The organism is Actinoplanes sp. NPDC051411, assembly GCF_040682075.1.
Lineage (GTDB): Bacteria > Actinomycetota > Actinomycetes > Mycobacteriales > Micromonosporaceae > Actinoplanes.
The window spans coordinates 1-22,621 of sequence record NZ_JBFBAD010000153.1; the positions used below are offsets into that span (position 1 = coordinate 1).

20 protein-coding genes and 1 pseudogene are annotated in these 22,621 nt (G+C 71.2%); 9 read left to right on the plus strand and 12 right to left on the minus strand.

Annotated elements, in window-relative coordinates:
* Positions 1-32: 32 nt before the first annotated feature.
* Together AB0M88_RS46080 and AB0M88_RS46085 are read right to left on the minus strand one after the other, a co-directional pair.
* Positions 33-776, minus strand: a complete 744-nt coding sequence (locus AB0M88_RS46080; protein WP_364113356.1) for a GNAT family N-acetyltransferase — start codon at positions 774-776, stop codon at positions 33-35.
* A gap of 170 nt (positions 777-946) precedes the next feature.
* A complete protein-coding gene (locus AB0M88_RS46085; RefSeq protein ID WP_364113358.1) occupies positions 947-2,545 on the minus strand; it encodes a methyl-accepting chemotaxis protein in 1,599 nt (532 codons plus the stop codon).
* Between the two features lie 96 nt (positions 2,546-2,641).
* On the opposite strand from AB0M88_RS46085, the gene AB0M88_RS46090 reads away from it, so the two are divergent.
* The 4 genes and pseudogenes from AB0M88_RS46090 (at position 2,642) to AB0M88_RS46105 (ending at position 5,272) form a co-directional block, all read left to right on the plus strand.
* Positions 2,642-3,568, plus strand: a complete 927-nt coding sequence (locus tag AB0M88_RS46090; RefSeq protein WP_364113360.1) for a patatin family protein — start codon at positions 2,642-2,644, stop codon at positions 3,566-3,568.
* Positions 3,565-4,014 (plus strand): annotated as a pseudogene (locus AB0M88_RS46095) (GNAT family N-acetyltransferase); the annotation flags it as partial. The gene AB0M88_RS46090 and the pseudogene AB0M88_RS46095, both read left to right, overlap by 4 nt.
* Before the next feature lie 83 nt (positions 4,015-4,097).
* Positions 4,098-4,658, plus strand: a complete 561-nt coding sequence (locus AB0M88_RS46100; RefSeq protein ID WP_364113362.1) for an NUDIX domain-containing protein — start codon at positions 4,098-4,100, stop codon at positions 4,656-4,658.
* A gap of 230 nt (positions 4,659-4,888) precedes the next feature.
* Complete coding sequence (locus AB0M88_RS46105; protein WP_364113364.1) at positions 4,889-5,272, plus strand: hypothetical protein; 384 nt, start codon at positions 4,889-4,891, stop codon at positions 5,270-5,272.
* Here the strand turns inward: AB0M88_RS46105 and sigJ are convergent.
* Positions 5,256-6,098 carry an RNA polymerase sigma factor SigJ gene (sigJ, locus tag AB0M88_RS46110; protein WP_364113366.1) on the minus strand — a complete coding sequence of 281 codons (843 nt, stop codon included), beginning with the start codon at positions 6,096-6,098 and terminating at the stop codon, positions 5,256-5,258. The two genes, AB0M88_RS46105 and sigJ, sit on opposite strands and share 17 nt — an antisense overlap.
* A gap of 59 nt (positions 6,099-6,157) precedes the next feature.
* Between sigJ and AB0M88_RS46115 the strand changes: the two genes are divergently transcribed.
* Positions 6,158-6,532 (plus strand): DUF6220 domain-containing protein, encoded by a 375-nt coding sequence (locus AB0M88_RS46115; RefSeq protein WP_364113368.1) that lies wholly within the window; start codon positions 6,158-6,160, stop codon positions 6,530-6,532.
* Here the strand turns inward: AB0M88_RS46115 and AB0M88_RS46120 are convergent.
* Positions 6,514-6,996, minus strand: coding sequence for a GNAT family N-acetyltransferase (locus tag AB0M88_RS46120; RefSeq protein ID WP_364113370.1), 483 nt, complete (start codon positions 6,994-6,996; stop codon positions 6,514-6,516). The genes AB0M88_RS46115 and AB0M88_RS46120 overlap by 19 nt on opposite strands.
* A 49-nt stretch (positions 6,997-7,045) precedes the next feature.
* Between AB0M88_RS46120 and AB0M88_RS46125 the strand changes: the two genes are divergently transcribed.
* Both AB0M88_RS46125 and AB0M88_RS46130 read left to right on the plus strand, forming a co-directional pair.
* A complete protein-coding gene (locus tag AB0M88_RS46125) occupies positions 7,046-7,597 on the plus strand; it encodes a TetR/AcrR family transcriptional regulator (protein WP_364113371.1) in 552 nt (183 codons plus the stop codon).
* A 165-nt stretch (positions 7,598-7,762) separates the two neighbouring features.
* On the plus strand, positions 7,763-8,395 hold the full coding sequence (locus AB0M88_RS46130) for a hypothetical protein (RefSeq protein WP_364113372.1): 633 nt from the start codon (positions 7,763-7,765) through the stop codon (positions 8,393-8,395).
* Between the two features lie 124 nt (positions 8,396-8,519).
* Here AB0M88_RS46130 and AB0M88_RS46135 read toward each other — a convergent pair whose 3' ends face one another.
* The 8 genes from AB0M88_RS46135 to AB0M88_RS46170 form a co-directional block, all read right to left on the minus strand.
* Complete coding sequence (locus tag AB0M88_RS46135; protein ID WP_364113374.1) at positions 8,520-10,016, minus strand: alkaline phosphatase family protein; 1,497 nt, start codon at positions 10,014-10,016, stop codon at positions 8,520-8,522.
* A gap of 44 nt (positions 10,017-10,060) precedes the next feature.
* Positions 10,061-11,086, minus strand: coding sequence for a hypothetical protein (locus tag AB0M88_RS46140; RefSeq protein ID WP_364113376.1), 1,026 nt, complete (start codon positions 11,084-11,086; stop codon positions 10,061-10,063).
* A complete protein-coding gene (locus AB0M88_RS46145) occupies positions 11,083-12,312 on the minus strand; it encodes an MFS transporter (protein ID WP_364113378.1) in 1,230 nt (409 codons plus the stop codon). Before AB0M88_RS46145 ends, AB0M88_RS46140 begins: the two co-directional genes overlap by 4 nt.
* 7 nt (positions 12,313-12,319) lie before the next feature.
* Positions 12,320-13,168, minus strand: coding sequence for an alkaline phosphatase family protein (locus AB0M88_RS46150; RefSeq protein WP_364113380.1), 849 nt, complete (start codon positions 13,166-13,168; stop codon positions 12,320-12,322).
* A 183-nt stretch (positions 13,169-13,351) separates the two neighbouring features.
* Positions 13,352-13,531 carry a hypothetical protein gene (locus AB0M88_RS46155; RefSeq protein ID WP_364113382.1) on the minus strand — a complete coding sequence of 60 codons (180 nt, stop codon included), beginning with the start codon at positions 13,529-13,531 and terminating at the stop codon, positions 13,352-13,354.
* A gap of 1,707 nt (positions 13,532-15,238) precedes the next feature.
* Positions 15,239-16,243: a hypothetical protein gene (locus tag AB0M88_RS46160; RefSeq protein WP_364113384.1), complete on the minus strand. Its 1,005-nt coding sequence runs from the start codon at positions 16,241-16,243 to the stop codon at positions 15,239-15,241.
* Positions 16,209-16,739 (minus strand): SigE family RNA polymerase sigma factor, encoded by a 531-nt coding sequence (locus AB0M88_RS46165; RefSeq protein WP_364113386.1) that lies wholly within the window; start codon positions 16,737-16,739, stop codon positions 16,209-16,211. Before AB0M88_RS46165 ends, AB0M88_RS46160 begins: the two co-directional genes overlap by 35 nt.
* Positions 16,740-16,766: 27 nt before the next feature.
* A complete protein-coding gene (locus tag AB0M88_RS46170; protein ID WP_364113388.1) occupies positions 16,767-18,176 on the minus strand; it encodes an MFS transporter in 1,410 nt (469 codons plus the stop codon).
* 97 nt (positions 18,177-18,273) lie between these two features.
* Here AB0M88_RS46170 and AB0M88_RS46175 point away from each other — a divergent pair, with 97 nt between their 5' ends.
* Positions 18,274-19,308 carry a gfo/Idh/MocA family oxidoreductase gene (locus AB0M88_RS46175; RefSeq protein WP_364113390.1) on the plus strand — a complete coding sequence of 345 codons (1,035 nt, stop codon included), beginning with the start codon at positions 18,274-18,276 and terminating at the stop codon, positions 19,306-19,308.
* 106 nt (positions 19,309-19,414) lie between these two features.
* Entirely contained in the window at positions 19,415-22,459 is a 3,045-nt protein-coding gene (locus AB0M88_RS46180; protein WP_364113392.1) for an EAL domain-containing protein, read from the plus strand.
* Positions 22,460-22,621 lie beyond the last annotated feature (162 nt).

Genomic DNA, 22,621 nt, shown 5'->3' on the forward strand with positions numbered 1-22,621 from the left:
GGCCGGCCCGGGACGGGCCGGCCCACCGTGAACTAAAGGCGGATGTAAAGGCGCCGCCCCGACGCGCGGAAGCCGATCCGCTCGTAGACCCGCCACGAGTCGTCACCCGACGCCTCCAGCCAGGCCATGTCGGCGCCCGTGTCGAAGATCCGCCGAGCGAGCCCGGCGGTGATCGCCCCGCCCAGGCCCTGTCGCCGGTACGGTTCGCGGACCGCGATGCCCCCGATCTCGGCGACTCCGCCGTTCGGCGGGACGGCCTGGCCGCCCCCGGCGCAGTCCCCGTCGGCGGCGACCCCGATCAGCGCGAACCCGCCGCGCCGCTGGAGCCGTTCGATGCCGTCGACGTCGGCGTCGGTCACCTCGAACTCGCCCCCGAATGCTTCGCCCTGGGCGGCCACCATCGCCGCCCGGTCGGCGCGGGTGGCCGGTTCCCGGATGTCGAAGGTGACCGACGGCGGGATGAGGGATTCCGGCGAGCAGGTCAGGAACTCGTGTCGTTCCTCGACCGTGAAACCGGCCGCGAGCAGCAACTCCTCGAGGTGGGGAGCGCAGTTCACGACGTACTCCAGGCGAGGCCGCCGCGACGCCGAGCGGAAGGCACCGATCAGGTTTTCGACGTCGGTGGCGGTGATCGCCGCGCCGGGGCGCGGCGTCGCGTAGTTGATGTTGGGATTGTCGGTCGCCGGGTCGATGCCCAGGATGAACGGCCCCGATTCGACGGCGGCCGGGCGGGCGGAGAGGTTGGCGACGACGGACTGCTGGATACGAAGATCCACAGACAAGGTTGAAGGTCCTTTACGACATGAGGAATGGGTTCACGACAAGGACGTCGGACCGCCCCACAACGCGAAGTGTCAGCGCCGGGTCAGGCGGCCGCTAGGCGCACCCGTGATCACAGGCTTCATTCCCTCATGCAGAAAACCAGCAAGTCGCCTCACCCTAGCGCCTAGTAGCGGAAGTGCGAAACCAGGGTCCGCAGATTCGCCGACATCCCGGCCAACTCGGCGGTCGCCTGCTGGGCCTGCGTGACGCCCTCGGTGGTCTGCTGGGCGGCCACCGCGACCGTGGCGACGTTGGTGGCGATCTGCTCCGCCGCCTGCGCGGTGTCCCCGACGCTGCGGTTCATCTCGGCCGTCGTCGCCGTCTGCTCCTCGACCGCCGACGCGATCGTGGTCTGGTAGTCGTTGACCCGCCCGATGACCGTGGCGATCTCGGCGATGGCCGCCGCCGCCGACTGCGTACCGCTCTGGATCGCGTCGACCCGCCGCACGATGTCCTCGGTTGCCCGGGCCGTCTCCTGGGCCAGGTCCTTGACCTCGGACGCGACGACCGCGAAGCCCTTGCCCGCGTCTCCCGCCCGGGCCGACTCGATGGTCGCGTTGAGCGCCAGCAGGTTGGTCTGCTCGGCGATCGCGGTGATCGCGCGGACGACGTCGCTGATCTCCCGGGACGACTCCCCGAGCGAGGCGACCGTGGCGTTGGCGGCCTCGGCGGCCCGCACCGCCGTGCCGGCGACCGCGGCGGCCTCGCTCGTCGAGTGGGCGATCTCGCGGATCGACGCGCCCATCTCCTCGCTGCCCGCCGAGACGGTCCGCACGTTGGTCGACACCTGACCAGCGGCGTCGGACACCGCCTGGGCCTGCGCGGCCGACTCCTCGGCCGACGCCGCGATCTGGCTGGACGCGGCCGACATCTCCTCGGCCGCCGCGGCCAGCGACTCCGACGACTGGTCGATCGTGCGCATGACCCCGCCGAGCGACTCCAGGCTCTTGCCCAGGGCGCCGGCCATCGCCGCGATCTCGTCCCGGCCGGTCACGGCCAGCGGGGTGGCCAGGTCACCGTCGGCGAGCAGCATCAGCCGCTTGCGGACCTGCTCGACCGGCCGGGTGATCGACCGGGTGACGAGCAGCGCGAAGACGATCGCGATGATCGCCGCGGCGGTGCCGGCGCCCCACACGATCCGGGTTCCGGTCTCGTGCGCGGCCGCGGCGTCGCTCCGGGCCCCGGCGAAGGACGTGTCGGCGACCGCCGCCGAACGGTCGAGCAGCTTGCTGATCTGCTCGAACAGGTCGATCTCCTTGCCCAGCACCAGGGTGTTGGCCGACTTGTCGTCCCCGGCCACGTAGAGCTGCGCGATCTGGGCGTCGACGGAGACGAACTGGTCGAGTACGGCGGTGATCTGCTGAACGTCGGCCTGCGCCGAGGAAGGCGCGGTCGAGGCGGCCGCCTCGACGCGCGTACGGAAGGTCTGCACCGAGGCGAGGAACGCCTTGCGGGACGATCCGGTGTCCGAGGCCGCGTCGGAAACCCCGCGGAGGGCGTCGAACGCGTACGCGGTCTGCCAGCCGTTGAAGTCGGCGGCCGAGAACTTCGCGTCCTTGACCGCGACCACGAACTGCTGGGCCCGCTCCATCCGGTCGGCCGCCGCCTGCTGTCGCGCGGAGGTGGCGAGCGCGACCCCCATCACCACCAGCAGAAGCATCACGACAACGGAGAAAGCGGCAGCCAGGCGCACGCCGAGACGCATGCGGTTGAGGATCGTCACACCCCGATCGATCGGCCTCGCCCCATGTGTTCTGAGACACCGGCCGGGTGCAGGAAGGTTGACCCTGACAGGGTGTCAGGGCGTTTCCTTGGCCGTGTGGAACAGAACGAATCCGTCCTGAGGCTCCTGCGCGAGCGTCTCCGGCAGGGCAGCACACCGGGAGACCGCGGCGACGACGCCCGTCTCGTGCTGCTGATCGAGGGCGGGAGCTCGCGCGGGGTGTATTCGAGTGGCATGACCGTAGCGATCGAGCAGCTGGGGTTGCTGCCGCTCTTCGACGCGGTCTACGGCAGCTCGGCCGGGGCACTGAACGGCGCCTGGCTGCTGTGCGGGCGGGCCGGCAGCACGATCCACGCCTGGTGGACCCCGGAGATCATGCGGGGAACGATCGACGTGCGGCGGGCGCTGCGGCGCCAGCCGGTGGTGGACACCCGGTTCCTGGTCCACACGGTCTACACGTCGCTGATGCCGATGGGCTTCCAGGAGATTCTGGCCAGCCCGGTCGAGTTCCATCCGCTGGCCACCGACGCCGAGAACGGCCGGTCGGTCGATCTGCGGCCGACCATCCGCGACCAGGCCAGCCTTCAGGCGGCGCTGCGGGCCTCGACGGCCATGCCGGTGCTCGCCGGCGAGCCGGTCGAGATCGGCGGGCGGCGGTTCGTCGACGCCGGGGTGAGCGAGGCGGTCCCGGTGCGGACGGCCCTGGCCGACGGGGCCACCCACATCGTGGCCCTGCGGACCCGGCGGGCCGACGAGACGTCAGCGGTGCCCGGCCGCGCCGAGCGGATGGTGCTGTCGCGGTGGTTCGCGCGGCGCGCGCCCGGGGCGAGCGCACCCTGGCTGGAACGGGTCGCCATGCGGGCCGAGGAGGAGCGGCTGCTGGCGGCCCACCCGGCGACCCTGCAGATCCGCCCGCCGCTCGGCAGCGCCCGGATCGGCCGCACCGAGCGCCGGCCCGGCCCGATGCGCGCCGCCGTCGACACCGCGATCGCGGCCGGCCTCCAGGCTTTCGGCGCGCTGTGAACCTCACCCTGCGGCCGATCCGCCCCGACGACGCGGCCGGGCTGATCGGGCTGCACGCCCGGATGAGCGAGCACACCCGCTACCTGCGTTTCTTCACCCCCTGCCCGCGCATCCCGCGCGAACTCCTGCACCGCTTCGTCAACGTCGACCATCACTCACGCGAGGCGTTCGTTTCTCTTTCCGGTACGCGGATAGTCGCGGTCGGCCGATATGAGCGCCTCTCGCCGTCGGAGGCGGAGGTGGCGCTGGTGGTCGAGGACGCGTTCCAGGGCCGGGGCGTCGGACGGGCGCTCCTGGCCCACCTGGCGCTCGCGGCCCGCGCCAACGGCATCGAGCGCTTCGTCGGCACGGTGCTCCCGGAGAACACCGGCGTCCTGAGGTGGGCCCGCGGCTACCCGGTCGAGCGCCGGTTCGCCGACGGCCTCATCAGCCTGGGATTCCCGCTCGGCAGCCCGCCGCGTGAACAGCTGGGCGAAACCGAGGACAATCTCGGGCTCGAACAACTCCACGGCGTGAGGAACCAGCCATCGTGAACGTTCTCCGATCGAGCATCCGCCGCACGATCGCGGCGATCGCCCCGCTCGACCCCGCCGAGGCTTCCGCACAGTCGTCGGTCCTGTCGTGGATCGACTCGGGCGCGCCGCTGTTCCGCGAGCGCGGGCCGGTCCCGCCGCGGCACCTGGCGGTCTATTTCGCCCTGCTCGACCCGGACCGCCGCCGCGTCCTTCAGGTCGACCACCTCAAGGCCGGCGCGTGGGTCTTCCCGGGCGGCCACGTCGACACCGAGGAGCCGGCGGCCGCCGTCCGCCGCGAGGCGTCCGAGGAACTGACCGTGGACGCCGATTTCCTGCTCGGCGACGAGCCCCTGTTCGTCACCGAGAGTGTGACCCGGCCGCCCGGCGAGCACGTCGATGTCACCCTCTGGTTCATCCTTCGCGGCGATTCGGCGATGGCTCTCTCCGCCGATCCGGCCGAGTTCCGGGGCCTGCGCTGGGTTTCGGTCGACGAGCGCGACGACTGGCTCGGGTCCTGCTACGCCCCGGATCAGGTCGCCCGCTTCCTCACCAAGGTGTCGGCCGCGATCGACTGAGATCCTGGCCCCAGCGGCCGGGCCCGGTTCCCGGCCGCATCGCGCCGCCGAGGTCTTCGGCCTGCGCGCCCTGGCGGCACCATCGCCGAGCACGCGCTCCTCGACGCCTGGCCGGCGTGACCGTCCACGTCGGTCGCCGCGATCTACCCCGTGGACCGCCACTGGCCACACCCGGGGCAAGGTCGTTCCCACGGTCGGATAGCCGACCTGAACTCGGATCGTCGCCGAGCGTGATCTTCACCGTGGGGGTAAACACGCATGCCGTCGACCGGTACATGGGTCTCGCGCGGGTCGCCGTCGAGCGGCCGGACCGGCTGGCGAGCGAAGTCGAGTGGGCGTTCGCGCCCGGCGCGGTCCTGGAGTCGGGGGCCGGCCGGGTGGTCGGGCGGGAGGCGATCCTGGACTTCTACCGGGGCCGGGCCGCGGGTTTCGAGGAGGTACGGCACGTCTGGTTGATCACCGAGACGAACGACCGGGCGTTCAAGGTGGCCTGGGCGGGAGTGCGGCGCCGGCCGGGCGACGTGGTCGTCGCGGGGTGCGGGGTCGACCGGGTGGTCACCGACGACGCGGGGCAGATCGTGGCGGCCTGGAACGAGTTCACGATGCCGAGCTGAGGAAGTGGTGCAGCTTGGCCGGGTTGCGTACGACCCAGATGTCGCGGATGCGGTCGCCGGTCACCCCGAACGCCAGCACCGAGACGATGACGCCGTCGCGCCGGGCGACCAACCCGGGGCGCCCGTTGACCGGCCGCTCCTCGAAGACCTGGCCGGCCAGGGGCAGGCCGACGGCATAGCGCGCCACCTGCGCGCGGCCGGTGATCGGGCGGGCCACCGTGCTCACCGCCCCGCCGCCGTCGGCGATCACGGTGACGTTCGGGTCGAGCAACCCGACCAGGCGGTCGATGTCCATCGCCTCCCAGGCCAGCCGGAAGTCGCGCACGAGCGAGGCCTCGCGCGCGGCGGGGGACGGCAGATCGGCTTTCCGGAGCCTCTGCCGGGCCGAGGTCGCCAGTTGGCGACAGGCCGCGGCGGTACGCCCGAGGGTCGCGGCCACCTCGGCGAACGGGTAGCCGAACACGTCGTGGAGCACGAACGCGACCCGCTCGGCCGGGGTGAGCGAGTCGAGCACGACCAGGAACGCCATCGTGACGGTCTCGTCGGCCGCTATCCGCCCGGCGAGGTCGTCCCCGACCAGGGGCAGCGGCTCGGGCAGCCACGATCCGACGTACCGTTCCCGCCGCACCCGGGCCGAGCCGAGCACGTCGAGGCAGATGCGCCCGGCGACCCGGGTCAACCAGGCCGCGGGGTTGGCGATGCCGGCGCGCTGGGCGGCCGGCATCGCGAACCATCTCGCGTACGCCTCCTGCACCGCGTCCTCGGCCTCGGTGAGAGAGCCGAGGAGCCGGTAGGCGACGTTGACGAGTTGCGACCGTTCCTCCACGGGCCCAGTTGACCACGAAGATGACCTGACACTTCGTCCGGCTGTCTCGTCGAGTGGGCATGAGAAGCGTTCACAAGGCGGCCGCCGCACTGCTCCTGCTGGTCATGGCCGCCCAGATGTTCCTGGCCGCGAGCGGCGCCGCCGGCCGGGACTTCGGCCCGCACCGGGCCCTCGGCTACGTCACGTTCGTCCTGCCCCTGCTCGTGGCCGTCGTCGCGGCCGCGGCCCGGCAGCCTCGGCGCCAGCTCCTGCTGCCGGTCGCGATCGCCGTTCTGGTCTCGATCCAGGTCCTGATCGCGAAGATCGCCGAGAACATGGACGACACCGCGGGCCACTACGTGTTCGGGCTGCACGGCCTGGTCGGCATGCTCGTGCTGGCCCTGGCCGGGGCGGTCGCGGCCGACGCGATCCGGCCTCAGAGGTCGAGCGCGTAGGTCTGCCCGACCAGCGAGACCCCGAACCCGTCGTGCGGCGCCGACTCGACCAGCGCGAAGCCGCGCGACAGGTAGATGTGCCGCGCCGCGACCAGCGGATCGGTGGTCCACAGCCGCATCCGCCGGTAGCCGGCCTTCCGGGCGAACGCGAGGCAGGTGTCGACCAGGGCGCCGCCGAGCCCGAGCCCGCGGCCGGCCGGCGTCACCAGCAGCACCCGCAGCACCGCGGTGTCACCCTCGCCCTCGCCCGCGTCCACGCAGAACACGCACCCGGCCCGCCGCCCGTCCACCTCGGCGATCCAGGCGTTCTCCCGCCCGGTGTCGTGCCCGGCCGCATAGTCGGCGACGATCCGCGCGACCAGCGCCTCGAAGCGGCCGTCGAACCCGTACTCCTCCGCGTACACCTCGCCGTGCGCCTGGATCACCCAGCCCAGGTCCCCCGGCCGGCCCAACTCTCGGATCATCACCCGCACCCTTCACTGAAACACTCGTTTCAGTTGGCATACTAGCGGCGTGCCGGACGGTCGCAAGGAGGAGCTGCTCGAGCTGGCGTACGCCTACGTCCGCGAACACGGCCTGGTCCAGCTCTCCCTGCGCCCCCTGGCGGCCGCGATCGGGTCGAGCCCGCGCGTCCTGCTGTTCCTCTTCGACAGCAAGGACGGCCTGGTCCGCGCCCTGCTGGCCCGCGCCCGCGGCGACGAACTGAAGCTCCTGTCGGAGACCGGCCCGGCCGACGGCCTGCCCGAGGCCGGCGCCCAGGTCTGGTCCTGGCTGAGCGACCCGGCCCACCGCCCGCTCCTCACGCTGTGGGTCGAGGCCTACGCCCGCTCCCTCATCGACTCCGACGGCCCGTGGGCCGGCTTCGCCGCCGAAACGGTCGCCGACTGGCTGCAGGTCCTCTCCCGCGCCCAGCCACCCTCGACCCGCGACACCCCCGAGGCCCAGGCCGGCCGCACCGCCGTCCTGGCCCTGCTCCGCGGCGCCCTCCTCGACCTGCTGGCGACCGGCGACACCGCCCGCACCACCGCCGCCGTCACCACAAGCCTGCGGGCGATGAACCCGTAGCCGTTCCGGCTGTCCGTCAGGACGGGGCGGGAGGCGCGCGTGGACGACGTTCGGGACGTAATCATCAACTTGATCGCGGCGGCTATCGGCGCTCTCGCCACATGGAGCGTGGCGCGCATCAGGCGGTGGCGGCGGGAACGACAAGCGCGTCAATTCTGGGGCGGAATGGCCGCTCGCGGCATCACCGTCGTCATCGGCGCCCAGGACCGCGCGGCTTTGGGACGCTGGGAGCCGTCCGGCCTCGTCGGGATGGGAGACGTCGCGGGTCTCATCACCGTCCAGCGCGAGTTGCAGCGGATCGGCTGCCCGGTCAGGGTTTCGTCGGTCGACTCCCTGTCGCCGGAAGACCGCGAACATGACCTCGTCCTGCTCGGCGGCCCCGACGCCAACGATCTCAGCCGCGCGACCATGGAACGCTACGACGGAACGCTGTCGATGACCGTGCCCGGGTCGAAAATCCACGATGTCGCGTTCTACGACAACGTCTCTCGACGAGGCTTCGCCCCGCGGCGAGGTCCCGACGGGGACCTGACCCTCGACTACGGCCTGATCATCCGCGTCCCCAACCCGCTCGGCGGCGGCCGGAAGACCGAGGTCCTCATTCTGGCCGGCTGCTGGGGCTACGGCACGACCGGCGCCGCCGAGGCGATATGCGACTCAGAATTCCTGCAGGACGCCGTCATCCGGAAGAACCGCTTCTTCGAGTCCGTCGTCCGAACCGCGGTCCACGCCGACGCCGCCCACTACCAACGGCCGGAGCTCACCAGACCGGTCAAACTTGCCGACACCTCGCCGTGAGCCCGCTCCCGGCCGGCCGCCGAGCTCCCCCGCGAGGTGCTCCGCACCTGAGGGAGTGAGAGTCCCGGTCGGGGCTCTGAACGGGCGTTACCCGCCTGATCAGAGCCCCGACGTGAGAACCGGGTCAGTGGCCGGCCCGCGGGCGGTGGCCGCGCTCCTGGCGGGGCAGGGTCTGGTGGCCGCCGGGTACGACCGGCGGCGGGAGCTGGCTGGTCTCGTACGAGGCCAGGTTGAGGCCGCCCTGGGTGTCGGGCAGGACCGGCGGCTCCTTGAAGTCGTTGAATCGGAACGCGCTGGTCAGGTCGCTGACCGTGCGCCGCCGCCAGTCGCTGATGTTGGTCTCCTTGATGCCGGTGACGCGCTCGAGCAGTTTCAGCTGGGACGTGTGGTCGGCGATGTCGGAGTTGACGTAGCCGCCGACCGTCCACGGCGACACGATGATGCACGGCACGCGGAAGCCGAGACCGACCGGGAGGCCGCCGCCGGGCGTACCGGTGTTGGAGGTCTTGAAGACGAACTCGTCCGGCGTGCCCGCCGGCGGGGTCGGCGGCAGGACGTGGTCGAAGAGACCGTCGTTCTCGTCGTAGGACAGGATGAAAACGGTCTTGGCCCAGACGTCAGGGTTGGCCGCGATCGCGTCGATCTTGCCGGCGACGAACGACGCGCCGGCGGCCGGGGTGCCGGCCGGGTGCTCGTCGAAGCCGGACGGCGGGAGGATCCAGCTGACCGTGGGCAGCGAGTCGTTCATGCAGTCGTACTCGAACTGGCCGAGCGGCTGGGTCGCCACGCCGTTGTCGTAGATCGGGTCGCCGGGCTGGGCCTGGGCGAACTCGGTGAACTTGCTGATCGCCGAAGCGCCGGTGAGGCTGCCCGGCTGGCGGTAGATCTTCCAGCTGACGCCGGCGTCGCTGAGCCGCTTCGGGTAGGTCGTCCACGAGAACTGGTTGGCCGGGCCGCTCGTGGTCAGCGACGGGCCGCCGGCCAGGCCGTTCGGGTCGACCGTGCCCGACATCCACATGTGCCGGTTCGGGCCGGTGTCGCCGATCACCGAGCAGTGGTAGGCGTCGAGCACCGTGAACGCGTCGGCCAGCGCGTACTGGAAGGGGATGTCCTCCCGGTTGAGGTAGCCCATGACGTACGGGCCGTTGGTGGCGCCGTCGGCGGCGAGGTGGGCCGGCAGCCAGTTGTCCATCCTGCCGTTGTTCCAGGCCGCGTGCTGCACCGACCAGGCGTGGCTGGTCGACGGGATCGCCTGGGCCGAGCTGATCGTGGTGTTCAGCCGGTACGGCAGGAGGTAGCCGTCGGGGTGGCCGGGGAACGGCTGGTAGAAGACCGAGTGGCCGTTGGAGATCCGCATGGCGTGCGGGTCCTCGAAGCCCCGCACGCCGGACAGCGTGCCGAAGTAGTGGTCGAAGCTGCGGTTCTCCTGCATCAGCATGACGACATGCTTGATGTCCTTCAGGCTGCCGTGTCCGCCGTGCTGCCGGCTGTTCGCCACCGCGGCGCGGACGTTCGGCGGGAGGGCCAGCGAGGTCACACCCAGGCCGGCCGCCGCGGCGGTGCCGAGCAGCCGGCGGCGGGTGGTTCCGGAGGCCGGGGTCTGATCCGGACGGTCCTGCATCAGAGTGGTCCTTTGGTTAGGCCGATACGACCCGCTCAGCGTGATCACCCCGGCATAAGGCCTGCTGACGCCGAGGTGGAGGGGAGACGAAGGAGCGACGCCGGGGACTCCGCATTCGGGATGATCAGGGCCGGTGAGCCGGTGCCGTCGGCCGGGACCGACCAGACGTCGGAGGCTTTGGTGCCGCGGCGGACGCCGTACATGACCTGGGAGTTGTCCAGCCAGGCGGCCTGGTCGTCGACGCTGCGGGTCTCGGCCAGCGGGGTCCGGCGCATGGTGGCCAGGTCGAGGACCGACAGGCGCCAGCCTTTGGACGGGTTGCCGCCGAGCGCCGATTTGAAGGCGATCCGCGTGCCGTCCGGCGACAGCGAGGGGCATTCCACGTTGGAGGCGATCGTGCGGACCGTCCGGGTGGTCAGGTCGCCGACGATCAGATAGCGGTGGCCGGCCGTCGACATGGTCGCGTAGAAGGTGCGGTCGTCGACGAACGTGACGCCCCAGAAGTTGAGGTCGACCGCCTGGTAGGGCTTGCCGTCCAGCGTGACCGCGAACCTCTCCAGCGTGTCGACGGTGTCCCCGGTCGCCGTGTTGATCATGCCGACCCGGGTGGAGAACCTGCCGCCGTTGTAGCTGTCGCCGGTGACGAACACCGTCCAGGCCAGCCAGTGCCCGCTCGGTGAGACCCGCGCTCGGTTGGGCACCCCGACCAGCGGATAGGTCTGAACCTCTTTCAGGTGCGCGTCGAGAACGGCCAGCTGATAGGTCGCCAGCGGCCCGTCGGGCCGCAGGCAGATCACCGCCCCGGCGGCGGCATAGACCCGGTTGCAGGCAACCCCGCTGACCGTACGCGGACCAGACCCTTGACCCACCGCGACGGTCGCGACCCGCCCCATCGAGTCGGGCGCCGTGCTGCGGAACAGGATCCGGTCCCCCGGCGAGGCGTCGACCGTGGCCGCGGCCATCGCCGGGGCGGAACCGCGGTGTCCGGCGACGAGCACGTAGACGACGGCCACGACCAGCAGCAGCGTGGACAGTCCGGAGGCGAGCAGGACTCGCCGGCGAAGGCTCATCGCGCGGCACCCCGCGTACGCAGAAGGAGCGCGGCCGAGCCGCCCAGGGTGACCACCCCGGCCACCGCGAAGAAGCGGATGGCGCCCGCCGCGTCCCACCACGACCAGGCCAGGCCGAACAGCACCGACGACACCAGGTAGGCCAGCGCCTGACCGGTCTGGATCAGCGCGAGCCCGGTCGTCCGCAATTCGGGCGGGAGAACGGGACCGGCCAGCGCCATCAATACCCCGTCGGTGGCGGCGTAGAAGACGCCGTACAGGAAAAGGACCGTGAGCAACGCGGGAAGCCCGCCCCAGGAGGTCGTCAGGAGCAGATAGACGGCCGCGAGGGCGGCATAGCCGCCGAGGAAGACGGGCGTGCGGCCGATCCGGTCGGCCAGGGTGCCGAAAGGCACCGCCAAAACGAGGTACGCGAGGCTCGTGCCGACGGCGAGCAGCGGAAACCAGCCGGTCGCGAGGTTCTCCCGGCGCTGGAGCAGCAGATAGACGAAGCCGTCGCCGATCGTGCTGAGCCCGAGCAGCGCGGCCCCGAGGAACAGGGCGCGGATCGGCGCGACTTTCAGCAGCGCGGCGGCGGCCCGCAGATCGACCGACGTCTTCCTGGAGTCGGCGCGGTGGTCCCGCACCAGAAGCACGAGAACCAGCACACCGATCACGGCGATACAACCGCTCACGACGAATACGGCGTCGAAGGCCTGTCCGGAAGCGGCCAGCACGGCGATCGCCACCAGCGGCCCGGCGAACGCGCCCGCACTGTCCATGGCCCGGTGCACGCCGAACGCGCGGCCCAGATCCCCGGCCGGCGTGGAGAGCGTGATCAAAGCATCTCGGGGCGCGGTCCGCAGGCCCTTCCCGGCCCGGTCGGCGACGATCGCCGCGCCCAGGGCGGGCACACTCGCTCCCGCCGCCAGAAGGCCGGCCTTGGCGACGGCCGAGATGCCGTAGCCGAGGCCGGCGATCAGCTTGCGACGCTGCACCCGGTCGGCGACATAGCCGCCGACCAGGCGCAGCAGGGCGGTCGCCCCCGTGTAGAGCCCGTCCAGGACGCCGTAGACCACCGGGCCCAGGCCGAGACCGACGACCAGGTACAGCGGCAGGACGGCCGAGACCATCTCGCTGGAGACGTCCGTGACCAGGCTGACCGCCCCGAGCGCGAGCACGTTGCCGGCGATGCGCTTGGTGCGGTCGAGCGTCCCGGCCGGGCGTTCGACGGAGGCTAGGTACATGGCGCGATCAGTTCCAGACGTCGGTGACCGGGGAGACGCTCGCGGCGCCGCCGATCGCGCTCAGGCCGTACGCGGACTCGATCGTCCGGAGCACGGTGTAGTGCGTGATCTTCTCCGAGTAGGTGCCCGCCTTGACGTGGGCACCCACGAACGTGGTGTAGATGTGGTTGAGCGACGCCGAGTTGTCCTCGTCGAACGTGACGATCAGCAGGCTGTTGTGCGTCTTGGCCCACTGGGCGTACGAGTCGAGGTGGCTCTGCAGCCAGCTGTTACCGGTGGCGATCGAGCAGTCGTGCATGTCGTCGCACATGTTCGGCGTCACGAAGCTCACCGTGGGCAAGCTTGAATAGGCCGAGCTGGACGGGAAGCTCGCGTAGGTCAGGTTGACCGACGCCGCGTTGTTGCTGAAGTCGACCCAGCTGTTGTGCTTGCGCATGTAGGTGCCGCTGGAGCAACCGGTGTAGCCGTTGGACGGCATCGACTCCGAGTAGCCCTTGAAGCTCAGGCCGGCCGACGTCACCTGGTGGGCGAGGTTCTCGGCGCTGAACGTCTTCGGGCAGGAGTCGCTGGTCACGCCCTGGGTCGAGCCCGAGAGCAGCGCGATGTAGTTGGGCTGGCTGGGATGGGTGATCGCGTAGGACTGCGAGAAGCTCGCGCCCTGCGACGCCAGCGACCCGAAGTACGGGGCGCTGGACGAGGTGATCTGGGAGCTGGCCTTGTTCTCGAACATGACGAGAACGACGTGGTCGAACCGGGGGACGCTCGTGGCGGCCTGGGCCTGCGGGGCGGCGGCGGCCAGGCCGGCACCGAGCAGCAGGAAGGTCGCCGCGGCGACCGTGAAACGCCGTACGGACATAGACTTGATCCTCATCAAGATCCACAACGGCGACGAGCCTCCGAGGTGGACGAAAGATGAAGAATTGAGGTCCGTCAATCCTCCGGGTACCGAAAGACCTCGTCGAGCGGCACATCGATCTTAAAGGCCACCTCCAGCGACGGCGAGTAGCGCCCCCGCTCGATCGCGATGACGGTCTGCCGGTCACGCCGAGACGCCCGGCCTGACAGCCGACGCCACGGCGATCGGCACGAGCGGCGCGATGTAGGAGACGTGGGCGGCGGGCGCGCGGAACAGCCGGGGCACGACGATCGCGAGATAGACGATGTAGGCGGCGGCACTGGAGAGCAGGTAGGCCCAGGCACCCTTCGCCTCGGACGACATCCCCGGCCTCCTCGATGTCAAGAACCTTTGACATCCCCACCGCCATGGTCTGGCCGCCCCACTTGTCGAACATCCTTGACATCGAACCGGCGCACTGTAAATGGCACGATCAACTGCTTACAGTTGTCGACGATCGCTCGGAAGAATGGTCGCATGCAACAAATGGGATTGTTCACCGCGGCGCAGGTTTCCGCTATGCGCGACCCCACAAGACGGCGCAACTATTCACCCCAGGCAGAGACCTTCCGGCGCGAACACGAGCGGCACCGAGCTTACGGCCTGAAACAACGCCACGCACTGCGCCGACACCTTCTACACAGCGGCGAAATCCCTTCGGAAAGCGTCTTTCCCGCGCAGCATGAATCCGCCCCGTCCGCAGAGGCGGGGCCGTCCGCAGAGGCGGGGCCGTCCGCAGAGGCGGGGCCGTCCGCAGAGGCGGGGCCGCTGCCAGGCACTGCTCGATCAACAGGTATCGCCCCGCCAGCGGGTGTCACCCTACCGGCAGGCACCCGGCCACCGGCCGAGGCCCCATCGGCAGGCATTACCCCACCGGCGGGTGCCGGCCCGTCAGCGGGCACCGTTCCGCCTTCGGTGAGCCCAGCGCCCTCGGCGGCAGAGCCGGGCCGGGTGGCGATGGCTCAGCAGGCACAAGGCTGCTGCCCTCCCCCGGCGAAAGCGAGCCGGCCGGCGGCAAGCCGGGCCGCGCCCTCCGCAGAGCCGGCCCGAAGAGGAGCCGGAACAATCCGGCCCGTGACCGGAAGCAGCGAATCCGCATTTGCGGTTCGGCTGACGAAGGGTGCCATCGGGTCGACGGCGTCCGCAGCTCGCCCGCAGTGTGTCCAACGGCGCCGGCGGCCTCCGTCGCCTCCGCCAGAAGCGGTACCGGACAGCCGGCATCGGCGCAACAAATTTACCAACAGCAATTCGCAAATTCTTCCGGCGTGGCTTTTGGGAATCCGGCATGAACAACACAGCGGGTCGAAGATCGACGCAGCATGCATTGTCATCCGCTTGAACGCACGCACACTGTCGTTAACCCCTTCGTGGCTGGCGATGTTCGAAACCGAATTTCAGCCGACTATGGTGCTTCTCTCGAAGTGGAATCGCCGGCGCCGTCCCACCGGCAGCCGCGCCTATGGGAGGCCATTGCTTGCAGGTCGCTGCTCCCGACGTGCTGCGGGGCCGGATGATCGCCTTCCCCAATGGGACAGACGGCAACGCGAACCACCCGCCGCGCACTGCCCACCAGCCACTCACCATGCGCGCGGGCTACCCCTCCACCCGCCACGCGCGGCTAACCCTCACCCGCCACGCGCGGCTAACCCTCACCCGCCACGCGCGGCCAAACCCTCGCCTGACACCCATGCGGCCAACCCCGCCCGCCACGCGCGCGGGCCGCCCGCCTCGCACCAAGCCGCCGGCGACGACGAGCCAGGCGGTCACGCGCTTGGCCCGCTGGCTGGGTGGCGCGACGGCAGGGACGCCTGTGGGCAAGGTCGAGAGGTCCTGGCCAGGCCCCGGCCGAGCGACCCGCGATGCCCCCACCCCTCCTGGCCATGCCCGCCGGAGCCATTTCATCTTCCGTTCGGCGCCGACGGCCGGGTCGCCCCGCCATCGACGCCCTGGCCGTGTGGATCTGGTTTCGGCCGGCCGGGCCTGCGCCTCGAGATGAGAGCCCCGGCCGCAATCCCTCCAGGTCACGGGCTTCTAACTCTGGGCTGGGAACCAGGTTGTCCGGTCGCTCGGGTTGGCGGCTGTCACGCCGTCGAGTATTTGGCGGAGCTCGGTGGTGGGGAGTTTGCCGGTCACTCCGAGGTACAGATCGGTGCCGGGCAGGCCTCGGTAGCAGCCGTAGCTGTCGCAGGCGGTCGCGCCTCGCCGTACGCCTTCGGCCTGGTGTTGCTCGATGATGGTTACGCCGCTGGGGGTCACGGTGCCGGTCAGGCCGGTGAACGGCCGGGGCTGAGCCAGCGTGGCCTCGCCCAGGCGGCCCAGTGTCGTGTCGCGTACGGCGTCGAGGCTGGTGCGGCCGGCCGCCTGCAGCGTCAGGCCCGGGGGAAGGTAGCCGATCCGGAACGGCAGCCGCACCGGGGCCGGCGGGCCGAGCGTGAACTGGGCCGCCAGCTGTTGGAGGGTTTCGGCGCTCAGGCCGTCGTCCGGGCCGTCGTCCGCGGAGCGGAGCACGGCCCAGGCGTCGTCCGCGTACGGCCACGCCACGGCCGCCCTTTTGATCTCGGCCAGTTTCTGGTTGCCGTTGGGGCCGTATCTGATTGTCGACGTGGCTACGTGCAGGAAGCCGGGGGTCGAGCCGATCGTGATCGGGGTGCCGGTGCGGAAGACGCGCGGGTCGAAGGCGCCGGGGCGGTAGACCTCGACCGAGCCGACGACGCGGGCCGGGCGCTGGACGATCGGCGCGACCTCGTAGGCCGGCGTGACCATGATCGAGGCTTCCACCTGGTAGTCGCCGGAGGTGAAGCCCTGCAACGAGGTGACGAGACCGGGCACCGGGGACGCCGCGGGATCGGGGTGGGACGGGCGTACGAAAGGGAACAGTGACGCGGCGGCCAGCGTGACCGCGACCGCCGCCGCCCCCACCGACCAGCGCCGCCGCCGGATGATTTTCCGCCCTCGGGCGGAGATCTCGTCGAGGTCGAGCGGGTTCGGCGGGAGCTCGCCCCTAGCGTCCGCGAGCAACTCGTGCAAACTCTCCATCACGCTCACCCCCTTCGGCCAGGCCTAGTGCCTTGCGCAGCGTCGCCAGGCCGCGCGACGTCTGGCTCTTGATCGTGCCCGTGCTGCGGCCGAGCATCTCCGCGATCTCCTCCACGGTGAAGTCACCGTAATAGCGCAGCACGATCACCGCCCGCTGACCGGCCGGGACCTGCCGCAGCGCCCGCCGTAACCGGTCGCGCTCCCCCACCGCGTCGGTGGCGTCGGGTGTCGCCCGGTCGAGATCGTCGTCGTGGGTCACCCGCTCGCGCCGCCAGGGCCGCCGTTTCTCGTCGATCGCCGCGTTGATCACGACTCGGCACGCGTAGCGGTGCGGGAGCGCCACCCGGGTCCACTGCACGTAGAGCTTGGTCAGCGCGGTCGAGACGGCATCCTCCGCCGCCTGCCAGTCGCCGCAGGTCAGGAAGGCCAGGCTGCGGAGATCGTCCATCCGGGCGGCGGCGTACTCCCGGAACTGCTCCTCGTCCGACGCGTTCATCGGGACAAGGACGGTGGTCGCCCGTCCTCAGGTTGCATCGGTTTCCGGGATTCTTCGCCGCAGATCGGCGAGGGCCGCGACCAGGGCGATCACCACGAAACCGACGGTGACCCAGAGCGCGTTGCGGAAGGCGAGCACCCAGCTGCCGTGGTGGGCGGCGAGCTGGGCGAAGAACAGGGCGCCGACCGCGGCGATGCCGGTGGCGGTGCCGATCCGCTGGCCGGTCTGCAGTACGGCGCCCGCGCTGCCGGCCCGGGCGACCGGCACTTCGGAGAGGGTGAGCGCCTGGTTGGGGCTGATCACGAAGCCGCTGCCCAGGCCGGCGACGAGCAGCGGGAGGGCGGCCGCCCAGCCGGCGTCGTGGCCGGGCACGAAGTGCAGCACCAGGTCGGTCGCGATCAGGCCGGCCGCGACGGCGGCCAGGCCGGCCACGACGAGGGGGCGGCCGAAGCGGTTGACGAGGCGGCCGCCGATCGCCGAGCCGGCGGCCGAGCCGACCGCGAACGGGGTGACGGCCAGGCCGGCCTCGAGCGCGGTGTAGTGCAGGCCGGACTGCAGAAAGAGCGTGAAGATGAAGAAGATCGTGGTGAAGCCGGCGAAGTAGAGCAGGCCGATCAGCGCGCCGAGCGCGTAGGAGCGGACCTTGAACAGGCCGAGGTCGATCAGGCTGGTCCGCTGCCGGCCGTAGCGCCGTTCCCAGGCGACGAAGCCGATCAGGACGACGACGGCGGCCACGGCCAGGAGCCACTTGCGGTTGCCGTGCCACTCGCGCTCCTGCACCAACGGCAACAAGAGCAGGAGTACGCCGGCGCCGAGGAGCACGACGCCGACCGGGTCGAGGTCGCCGGTCTTCCGGGCCTTCTCCCCGGCCGGGATCCAGAGGTAGCCGAGGATCATCGCGGCCACGCCGATCGGCAGGTTGATGTAGAAGATCCATCGCCACCCGGAGGAGGTGCCGAAGGCCTGGATCAGGAGGCCGCCGAGCAGCGGGCCGACCGCGGTCGAGATGCCGATGGTGCCGCCGAGCAGGCCGAACGGCCGCCCGCGCTCGCGCGGCGCGAACAGCTGCTGGATGAGGCCGGAGACCTGCGGGTTGACGACGCCGGCGGCGGCGCCCTGCACCAGGCGGGCGATGACCAGCCAGAGCGCACCGGTGGCGAGGCCGGCGGCGGCGCTCGACAGCGTGAACAGCAGCAGGCCGACGATGAAGACGTTGCGGCGACCCCGCGCGTCGCCGTATCTCCCGGCCGGAACCAGGACCAGCCCGAAGGTCAGCGCGTAGCCGGAGAGCACCCACTGGAGTTCGCCGGGGCTCAGGTGGAGGTCGTTCTGGATCGACGGGAGCGCGACGTTGACGATGCTGACGTCGAGGAGGGTCATGAAGCCGGCTACGAGGGCGACCGATAACGCCCGCCAGCGGTTGTCGCTGTTACTCACCGGCCGCCTCGTTCCCTGAAGATCCGTCGCCGCTCGCCGCTCGCCGGGCGAAGCGCCGCTCGCCGAGCGAAGCGTAGCCATCAATAAGGTGCTCACTATGACCTCCTTCGCAGTGGTGGGCGCCGGATGGCGCGCCGAAATGTTCTGGCGTCTCGCCGCCGGTCTCCCGGATGTGGAGTGTCTGGGCGCCGTCGTCCGGTCGCCCCGGGACCTCCCGATTCCGACATTCACCTCGCTGGACGAGATTCACCCCGATTTCGTCGTCACCGCGGTGCCGTGGGACGTCAACCCCGCCGTGATCACCGACTGCGTGTCGCGCGGCCTGCCGGTGCTGGCCGAGACGCCGCCGGCGCCGGACGCCGACGGGCTCAGGGAGCTCTGGAAGACGGCCGGCGACACCGGCCTCGTCCAGGTGGCCGAGCAGTACCTGATGGTGCCGGCCCATGCGGCCCGGCTCTCCGCCGTACGCGACGGGGTGATCGGCGAGCCCACGCAGGTCCAGGTGTCGTCGACCCACATGTACCACGCGATCTCGATGATGCGCGGCTTCCTCGGGGCGGGCCGCGGGCCGGTGAGCGTGCGGGCGAGCCGGACGACGGCCCCGCTGGTCGACCCGCTGACCCGGGACGGCTGGACCGACGACCCCGAGCCGAAGCCGGCCACCACCACGATCGCGACGATCGACTTCGGCGACGGGCTCTCCGGCCTCTACGACTTCACCGACAACCAGTGGCACAACCAGCTGCGGTTCCGGCGCATCGTGGTGCGCGGCACCCACGGCGAACTCCGGGACGACGAGGTGGTGCGGCTGACCGAGCCGCGCACGATCATCCGCACGCCGCTGGTGCGCCGGCAGACCGGCTACGACCTCGACCTGGACGGCTTCGACACCGACACGATCTCGCTCGGCGACCGGGTGCTCTTCCGCAACCCGTACGTGGGCCGGCGGCTCAACGACGAGGAGATCGCGATCAGCACGCTGCTCGAGCGGATGGCGTCCTGGGTACGCGGCGAGGGCCCGGCGCCCTACCCACTCGCCGAGGGCGCCCACGACCACCTCGTCGCGCTCGCCGTCGAGGAGGCCGCGGACACCGACCGTACGGTCGAGGTGCCCTCGCCCCCCTGGGCGTGAGACGAAGGTCGCCGCCGGGCCGAACCGCTCAAGCCCGGCGGCGCCTGCCCGATGGGATCTCTGACGGCAATCCGGCCGTCCGGAGTCCGATCGGAGAGGCGGGCGCATGACGACGCGAGCCGCTCGTGCGTTCTTCGGCGCCTGGGTCCTGGTGCTCACCGGGATCTACTACGCGATTCCGGGCAGCCACCTCTACACCTGGGCCGCGCTCGGCTACTCCAGCGTCGCCATGATCCTGCTCGGCGTGCGGCTGAACAGGCCCGCCCGCAAGGCGCCCTGGTATCTAATCGCGGCCGCCCTGGCCTTCTTCAACACCGGCGACAACGCGTACAACCTGATCGTCGCGACCGGGCACACACCGACCTTCCCGGGCTTCGCCGACATCCTCTATCTGCTGGTCTATCCGCTGCTCACGGGCGCCTTCCTGCTGTTCGTGCGGATGCGGTCGGGTGGCGGCAGCAACCGGGCCGCCCTGCTCGACGCGCTGGTCCCGACCGTCGGCCTGGGCCTGCTCGCCTGGGTCTACTGGATCGCGCCGTTCACCCGCTCGCACGACCTGTCGCTGCCGCAGAAGCTGGTCTCGGTCGGCTATCCGCTCGGCGACGTGCTCGCGCTGGCGATGACGCTGCGCATGTTGACCACCCCGGGCAAGCGGCCGCGGGCGCTGAGTGCGATCGGCATCGCCATCATCGGCCTGCTGGTCTCCGACATCTTCTACGGCCAGTCCCAGCTCGACAGCGCGTGGAGCCTGGGCGGCCCGGTCGACCTCGGCTGGATCGTCTTCTACGCGGTGATGGGCTGGACCGCCCTGATGCCGTCGATGACCGCGCTCAGCCGGCCGGCGCCGCACAGCGACTCGCACGACGCCGGCACCCAGCGGATCATCTTCATGGCCTGCGCGGCGCTCATCGCGCCGGCGGTTCTCTACATCGAGTACGCGAACGGCCGGCGCACCGAGATCAACCTCGGCGGGGTCGTCGACGCGCCGGTGATCGCGGGCGCCGCGGCCCTGATGTTCCTGCTGGTGCTGCTGCGGGTGAACGGCCTGGCGCTGGCCCAGCGGCGGGCCAGCGCCCGGGAGCGGGCGCTGCGCGAGGCGGGTGAGTCGCTGTTCGCCGCGGCCAGCGAGGGGGACGCCATGCTGGCGGTCCGCCGGGCCGTCCACACGCTGATGCCCGATGACACCGACTACAAGCTCAGCCTCACCGACCGGGTCGACACCGGGGCGCCGGCCTCCCTGCGCCTGGTCACGGCCAGCGACCTGCCGGAATGCCTACCCTCCGGGGATTTCCACCACTTCCTGTACGCGACTCTGCCGCTGCCCGGCGGCACCGGCCGGGTCGGCGGGGCGGTCCTGGGCGCCCCCGCTCCCGTCCTGCGCGAGCTGCTGCCGTCGTTCCAGGCGCTGTTCAACCAGATCGCGGTCGTGATCGAGCGGATCGGCCTGACCGGCGAGGTCAACCGGCGTGACAGCGAGGCCTACTTCCGGACCCTGATCCAGAACGCGTCCGACGTCATCCTGATCGTCACCGACGACGATGCCATCCGCTACGCCAGCCCGTCCGCCGCCACCGTGTTCGGCCACGCCGACCTGGCCGGCACCCCGCTGTCGGCGCTGGTCGCGGTCGGCCACCACCCGGAGCTTCAGGCCCTGCTGACCCGGGCCCGGGCCGGCCGCAGCCGCCAGGACGGCGTCGACCTGGCGGTCGGCTGCGCGGACGGCCGGCTGCTGCAGGTCGACTGCGTCGCCCGCGACCTGCGGGACGACCCGACCGTACGCGGCCTGGTGCTGACCCTGCGCGACGTCACCGAGCAGCGCCGCCTCGAGAACGACCTGTCCCACCAGGCGTTCCACGACGGGCTGACCGGGCTCGCCAACCGGGTGCTGTTCCGCAACCGGCTCGAGCACGCGTTCCTGGTCGCCGAGCGCGACGACGCCACGCTCGCGGTGCTCTTCGTCGACCTCGACGACTTCAAGGAGGTCAACGACACGCTCGGGCACGCGGTCGGCGACCAGCTGCTGGTCGCCGTCGGCGAGCGGATCGCCGAGATCGTCGGCAGGGGCGGCACGGCGGCCCGGATGGGCGGCGACGAGTTCGCCATCCTGATCGAGAAGGACGCCCAGCGGGCCCAGGAACTGGCCGCCGAGATCGTCGCGGCGCTGGCCGTGCCGGTCGAGGTCAGCGACGGCCTCGGCGGCAGCCACATCGTCAGCGGCGCGGCCAGCGTCGGCGTCGCCACCAACCACGACGCGGACAGCGCGACCGAACTGCTGCGCCACGCCGATCTGGCCCTCTACCAGGCCAAGGACGAGGACAAGGGCACCTGGCAGCAGTACCAGACCGACCTGCACTCGGCGATGGTCGAGCGGCTGGAGACCCGGATCGCGCTGCACGAGGCGATCGACGCGGCCCAGTTCCGCCTGCAGTACCAGCCGATCGTCGACATGGAGACCGGCCTGATCTCCGGCGTGGAGTCGCTGGTCCGCTGGGAGCACCCGACCCGGGGCCTGCTCGGCCCGTTCGCCTTCATCGAGATCGCCGAGGAGAGCGGCGCGATCGTGGCGATCGGCAGCTGGGTGCTGCGCGAGGCCCTGGCCCAGTTCGCCCGCTGGAAGGCCGACGACCCGTCGACGTCCCTGCGCTACATCAGCGTCAACGTGTCGGCCCGGCAGTTCCGGACGCCCGGCTTCGTCGACCAGGTGCAGGCCGCGATCGAGGACGCCGGGGCGCGGCCCGGGTGGCTGCTGCTGGAGATCACCGAAAGCCTCGTGCTCCGCGACGCCGACCAGGTCTGGGACGACCTGCGGGCGCTGCGGGACCTCGGCGTGCGGATCGCGATCGACGACTTCGGCACCGGCTACTCGTCGCTGTCGTACCTGCGCCAGATGCCGGTCGACGTGCTCAAGCTCGACAAGTCGTTCATCGACGACATCCTGCTCAGCGAGCAGCAGCGGGCCCTGGTCGACGCGATCGTCACGCTGGCCCGCAACCTCGACCTGGCCGTGGTGGCCGAGGGCATCGAACATCAGGGCCAGCGCGAGGCCCTGGCCGGCATGGGCTGCCCGTACGGCCAGGGCTACCTCTTCTCGAAGCCGGTCTGGCCGGCCGAGATCACCCGCCTGGCCACCGAGGTCCGCGAGCTGGTCTGAACGAGGACGGGGGCGGGGGGGGGGGGCCGGGGCCCGGGGGGGCCGGCCGGGCCCCCCCCCCCCCCCCCCCCCCCCCCCCCCCGCCCCGCCCCCCCCCCGACCCCGGCACATGACACACAGAAAAAAGAAACCCCGACACACGCACACAAAACAAACAAAAAG